Below are 6,025 nucleotides of genomic sequence, written 5' to 3' on the forward strand. Positions count from 1 at the left end.
TATTCTACATCCTTCAGGCTGTTTGCGAATTCCACATTCTTTGTGAATGCGTAGTCCACCATACCTGCCTGTGCATTGGTTACAAGATTCGGATCGGAGTCCCCAGGGCTTGGTGTCAGGTAGATGCTGAAGCTTGGCGCACCTGCATGATACTTGTCAAATGGCTTCAGGGTGGTGTATTCGTTCAGTTTCACTTCATCCACCATGAATGGACCGCTTCCTACTGGGCTCTGCCAGAATGCGGACTGCTGGAAGTTTAGAGGATCTTCTCCTTCAAAATACTTCATTGGCAGTGGTGCAAACTGTGTGAAGGTCAGTAGTGCGTCTGGTGCCAGTTTTGCGAATTCGATCTTGATGTTGTTTCCATCCACGACGATTCCAGCGATTTCATCTGCTGTTCCTGCCACGAATTCTTCAGCACCCTTGATGGCGTTAAAGGTGGAAGCGAATACTGCGTTAAGACCTGAGATCTTCAGTGCATATTCAATGGATGACTTCACATCATCCGCTGTGACCCCGGACCCCCCCGGCGGGGGTGCGCCGCGTGGGTGGAAGACGGGTTGGCAAGCGGCGTATCGCACGCGGAGCGAAACCGTTAAAAGTTTTTGAAGGGGGGTCCAGGGGGGAAACTTTTTTCAAAAAGTTTTCCCCTGGCCGCCGGAGGCAAACATATGTTCGCAAAATTGGAAAGCATCGAGCGCAGGTACGAGGAACTGGAGCGGCAGTTAAGCGATCCAGGCATCTTCGACGACCAGGAGCGGTATCGCAAGCTGGCCAAGGCCCACGCCGACATGGGCGAGGTGGTGGAGGCCTTCCGTCGCTACAAAGCCATGGCTCGCGATCTGGCGGAGAACGAGGAGCTGGCCCAGGACGCCGACCCGGAGATGCGGGAGTTGGCCCAGGCCGAGGTGCGGGCGCTCAAGGAGTCCCTGCCCGGGCTTGAGGCCGAACTGCGGGTGTTGCTTTTGCCCAAGGATCCCCTCGACGACAAGAACATCCTGTTGGAGATACGGGCCGGGACGGGCGGCGACGAGGCCGCGCTGTTCGCCGGGGATCTGTTTCGGATGTATTGCCGGTACGCCGAGCGCATGCGCTGGAAGGTGGAGATCATGAGCGCAAGCGAGACGGGCGGCGGCGGTTTCAAGGAAGTCATCGCCAGCATCTCCGGGGACAAGGTCTACAGCAGGCTCAAGTACGAGTCCGGAACCCACCGGGTGCAGCGCGTGCCGGTGACCGAATCCCAGGGGCGCATCCACACCTCGGCGGTGACCGTGGCCATCATGCCCGAGGCCGAAGAGGTGGACGTGGCCATCGATCCTTCGGAACTGCGCATCGACGTCTACCGTTCCAGCGGCCCCGGCGGCCAGAGCGTGAACACCACGGACTCGGCCGTGCGCGTGACGCACATCCCCTCCGGATTGGTGGTCATCTGCCAGGATGAAAAATCCCAGCACAAGAACCGGGCCAAGGCCATGAAGGTGCTGCGCTCCCGGCTGCTGGCGTCCAAGCAGGAGGAGCAACGTTTGGAACAGGAGGCGGCGCGGCGCTCCCAGGTGGGCAGCGGCGACCGCTCCGAACGCATCCGGACCTACAATTTTCCCCAGGGCCGCCTGACCGACCACCGCATCAACCTGACCGTGTACCGCCTGGACAGCATCCTCGACGGCGACATCGGGGAGATCATGGAGGCGCTCACCGCCCACTACCAGGCCGAGGCCCTCAAGGCCCAGGCCGACGCGGCCTAGGGCGCGCGGAGAGATGGGGGGGTGGGGAATGCCTCCGGCGGCCAAAGGGGACAGGTCCCCTTTGGAAACCCCGAACGGGAAGGATGAGCCTTTTTCGCCCGTCTCCCGCCCCTGAACCATGCCGTCCGAGCCCGGCCGTGAACATCATGCAATATTGGGCGGTTTTGCCGCCGACCCCGGGCCCGGCCGTGAGCCGGTTGACGAATGCAATCCCGCCCCACTGACCAGCTACCGGATAGCGGAATGGAAAAACGACCCACGGTGCGGGACATCCTGACCAAATCCGAGGCCTATCTCTCGGACAAGGGGGTGGACTCCCCCCGGCTTTCGGCCCAGATGCTTTTGGCCCATGTGCTGGGGCTTGAGCGCCTGGGCCTTTTTTTGGACATGGACCGGCCCCTGTCCGAATCCGAACTGACCCGCTGCCGTGATCTGGTGACCCGGCGCGGCCGGGGCGAACCGGCGGCCTACCTGGTGGGCGAGCGGGAGTTCTACGGCCTGGCCTTTGCCGTCACCCCGGCCGTGCTCATCCCCCGTCCCGAGACCGAGGGCCTCGTGGAACGGGCCGAGGCCCTCTTCCCCCGTGACGGCATGGTGCGTTTCGCGGACCTGGGCACGGGCTCGGGGTGCCTGGCCGTGACCCTGGCCGTGCGCTTTTCGGCCTGGACGGGCGTGGCCGTGGACAAAAGCGCGGCGGCTCTGTCCGTGGCCCGAAAAAACGCCAGGCGGCATGGGGTCGAGGCGCGCATTGAATGTGTGTGCGGCGATTTTTCAGTCGTGAGCGACCGGCAGGAGCGCTTCGGCCTTATGGTGTCCAACCCGCCCTACGTCAGCGAGGCCGAATACCGCAGCGCAAGCCCCGAGGTGACCGGGTTCGAACCCAAAGCGGCCCTGGCGCCGGAGTCGGACGCCCCGGGCGGGGCCACGGGGTGCGAATGCTTCCCGGTCTTGGCCGGGGTTGTGCGGGAGCGACTGGCCCCGGACGGGGTGTTTCTCATGGAGATGGGCTGCACCCAGGCGGACGCGGCCTGTGCGGCCTTTGCCGGATTTTCGGACGTTGTGGTCCGGCGCGATCTGGCCGGGCTCGACCGCTACCTCGAGGTCCGAAACGGGACGAACGCGCCAGCCGGGACCGTCAGGACAGCCCCGTGAGGTCGCGGATGCGCCGCTGGGCGAAAAGATACAGGCAGTCCACCAGGAAGGCGTAGTCCGGGCACTCCTCGCGCCACACGCCCATGACCTCCTTGATGCGGTCCTTGGCCGCCTCGGCCTGGGCCGGGGTCTCGGCGTTGTTGATATCCGCCAGGATGTCCAGATATTCGTCGCTCATATAGGCGGTCACCACGGCCTTGGCGATCCGCTCCTTGTCCAGTCCGTCCCATACGCCCTGCATGTCCGTGTCCCCTTGGTGCGTGTAACGTGTCATCGCGATTTCGCGTCCTGCGTCCTGCGTCCGGCGTCCTGGGCATGCCAAAGCCGGATGTCCGGGTCAAGCATCTCCTTTGCGGGGACTGGCCGCGATATCCATGTCGCCATGGAGGTACGGCTCTTTAGAAAATCTCCGGTGAGCCTGTTTGTTTTCCTTGCGGAGTCCTGGTGCTATTGGGTATACGCAATAGGACAATTCCCTTGTAACCGGTTTATGTTGGCATCCATCAACTCGGGCGAGAAAGGGCCGTCATGCCGCGCAACCCGCGAACCAATGCGGAAGCCATGCATTTCCTGTGCGGTTTTTTTCTGGCCTTGCTCCTGATTTTTCCTTGTCTGTTGCACGACGCCCACGCCCAGAACTTTCAGGTTGTCGTCCTCAACTCCTATCATTATGGCGATTTCTGGGCCGATTCCGAGGTGGCCGGGGTGTTCGCCGCCATCCGTGAAGCCCGGCCGGACGTCATTCCCTCCGTCGAATTCCTGGATGCCAAGCGGTGGCAGGACCAGGCATCGCTGGACAGGGAGGTCGGCTTTTTGCGGGAAAAATACCGCAACAAGCCGGTGGACGTGGTCGTGACCCTGGACGATACGGCCCTGGCCCTGATCCTCGATGCCCCAGAGCCGCTTTTCCCAGGGGCCAGGGTCGTGTTTTGCGGCATCGGCGACATGGCCCTGGTGGATCGCGCGGTCCGGTCCGGAGCCACGGGGGTGGCCGAAGTCATGGATATCCAGGGCGCCATGGGCCTGATTTTGGATCTCTTGCCCGGGACGAAGGAAGTTTTCGTCGTCACCGACCATACCGTCACCGGGCTGGCTATGCGCCATGAGGCTGCCCAGGTTCTGGCTCACTTTAAGGATCGGGTACGGGTGGACTATTCGGCCGATCTGCCCATGGACGCTTTCCTGAAACGGCTCGGTGAACTGCCGCCCGACGCCGTGGTCCTGCTTTTCAGCTATGTCGTGGATGGCGCCGGGGTGGTCTTCGGACGCGAAGAAACCACCCGACTGATCTCCCAGGCCAGTTCCGTGCCGGTCTTTTCGACGCATGATATCCGGCTGGCGCACGGCATCGTGGGCGGTTCCCTGCTGTCCGGGGAGGACGACGGCAGGCAGGCCGGGGAGATGGCCCTTCGCATCCTGGACGGGGAAAATCCGTCCAGCCTGCCTGTTCGCCAGAGCCGATCCAGACCGATGTTCGACCATGCCCAATTGGTCCGGTTCGGGATCGACGCGGATCGTCTGCCCGAGGGCGGCGCCGTCATCAACCGGCCGTTTTCGGTCTTCACCCGGTACCGGGGCTGGATTCTGGGCGCGGTGGCCGTGCTGCTGGTCCAGGCGGCGCTCATCGCCATCCTTTTGGAGCAGACCCGTCGGCTGCGCCGCACCGAGCGGGCCCTGCGCGAAAGCGAGACCAAGTACCAGGGATATGTGGACAACGCCCCCATGGGGGTGGTCGTTTTTGACGGAAAGGGGCGCTATCTGGAGGCCAATCCGGCGGCCTGCCGACTGGCCGGGAAACCGTTTGCGGCCCTTTTGGGGACGTCGTTTGCGGACACCCTGACACCCGGCTCCCGGGAGATCGTGCGCGGCCACCTGGAAAACATGCAGGCGACGGGACACAGCCAGGGAGACCTGGAGATCACGGACGTGGCCGGGGCGCGGCGTTGGTTTTTTTTCAGCGGCGTGGCCTTGGGGAGGGACCGCTATCTGGTCTTTGTGTCCGACATCACCGAAAAAAGGGAGGCCCAGGAAGGGATTCGGGCCATCAACGCCGGACTGGAAACCAAGCTCCTGGCCCTGACCCAACCCATGGGGGACGTTACGGGCCTGACCCTGGCCGACATCTTCGACCTGGGCGAGGTGCAAAAGGTCCAGGACGCCTTCGCCCGGGCGGCGGGCGTGGCCTCGCTGATCACCGCCCCGGACGGCACGCCCCTGACCAGGCCCAGCAACTTCTGCCGCCTGTGCTCCGAGATCATCCGGGGCACGGCGAAGGGTTTGGAAAACTGTCGACGCTCGGACATGTCCTTGGGTGCTCAGGCTGTCGATGGGTCATGCGTGCGGCCGTGCCTGTCCGGCGGGCTCCTGGATGGCGGGACAAGCATCCGGGTGGGGACGCAGGTGGTGGCCCACTGGCTGGTGGGACAGGTGCTCGACGAGACGGCGGACCCGGAGGCCATGCAGGCCTACGCCCGGGAGATCGGGGCCGACGAGGAGGCCTTTCGCCAGGCCTTGGCCCAGGCGCCGCGCATGCCCCGGCGGCGCTTCGAGGATATTTGCAGCTCTCTGGCGGTCATCGCCGGACAGCTCTCGAAGATGGCCGTGCAGAACGTGCAGCAGGCCCGGTTCATCACCGAGCGCAAGGCTGCCGAGGAAAGCCTGCTGGCGGCCAAAACCGCAGCCGAGGCCGCGAACCTGACCAAGTCGGAATTTCTGGCCAACATGAGTCATGAGATCAGGACGCCCTTAAACGGCCTTTTAGGCATGTTGCAACTGCTGTTGGGCATGCCCCCGGGCGACGAGCAGCGGGAATACGTGGAGGCGGCCTTGCGCGCGGGCAGGCGTCTGACCAGTCTTTTGTCCGACATCCTAGATCTGGCCCGGGTGGAGTCCGGGAAGATGGAACTGGCCAGGGAACCCTTCGATTTCAAAGCCGCAGCGGAAAACGTGTTCAATGTGTTGGCCCCGACCGCCCGGGAAAAGCGGCTTGAACTCGTTTTGGATGTCGCGCCCTCGGTTCCCGCCCGGCTGCTCGGGGACGAGGTCCGGGTCCGGCAGATCCTGTTCAATCTGGTGGGCAACGCCATCAAATTCACCCCCCAGGGCTCGGTTCGCCTTTCGGCCTGGGC

5 protein-coding genes are annotated in these 6,025 nt (G+C 63.6%); 3 read left to right on the forward strand and 2 right to left on the reverse strand.

The window, feature by feature from the left end; all coding sequences use genetic code 11:
* On the reverse strand, positions 1-500 hold a 500-nt coding region (locus V3572_RS04235), incomplete at its 3' end, for an ABC transporter substrate-binding protein (protein ID WP_332109734.1).
* Positions 501-671: 171 nt separating this feature from the next.
* On the opposite strand from V3572_RS04235, the gene prfA reads away from it, so the two are divergent.
* Positions 672-1,745 carry a peptide chain release factor 1 gene (gene prfA / locus V3572_RS04240; protein ID WP_332109735.1) on the forward strand — a complete coding sequence of 358 codons (1,074 nt, stop codon included), beginning with the start codon at positions 672-674 and terminating at the stop codon, positions 1,743-1,745.
* A 243-nt stretch (positions 1,746-1,988) separates the two neighbouring features.
* Positions 1,989-2,897, forward strand: a complete 909-nt coding sequence (gene prmC / locus V3572_RS04245) for a peptide chain release factor N(5)-glutamine methyltransferase (RefSeq protein ID WP_332109736.1) — start codon at positions 1,989-1,991, stop codon at positions 2,895-2,897.
* On the opposite strand, the gene V3572_RS04250 is transcribed toward prmC, so the two are convergent.
* A complete protein-coding gene (locus V3572_RS04250) occupies positions 2,881-3,171 on the reverse strand; it encodes a hypothetical protein (protein WP_332109737.1) in 291 nt (96 codons plus the stop codon). The two genes, prmC and V3572_RS04250, sit on opposite strands and share 17 nt — an antisense overlap.
* A gap of 287 nt (positions 3,172-3,458) precedes the next feature.
* Between V3572_RS04250 and V3572_RS04255 the strand changes: the two genes are divergently transcribed.
* The coding region (locus V3572_RS04255) for a PocR ligand-binding domain-containing protein (protein ID WP_332109738.1) at positions 3,459-6,025 on the forward strand (2,567 nt) is incomplete at its 3' end.

The sequence above is a fragment of the Desulfolutivibrio sp. genome (genome assembly GCF_036584575.1).
In the GTDB taxonomy this organism is placed as follows: Bacteria; Desulfobacterota; Desulfovibrionia; order Desulfovibrionales; family Desulfovibrionaceae; genus Desulfolutivibrio.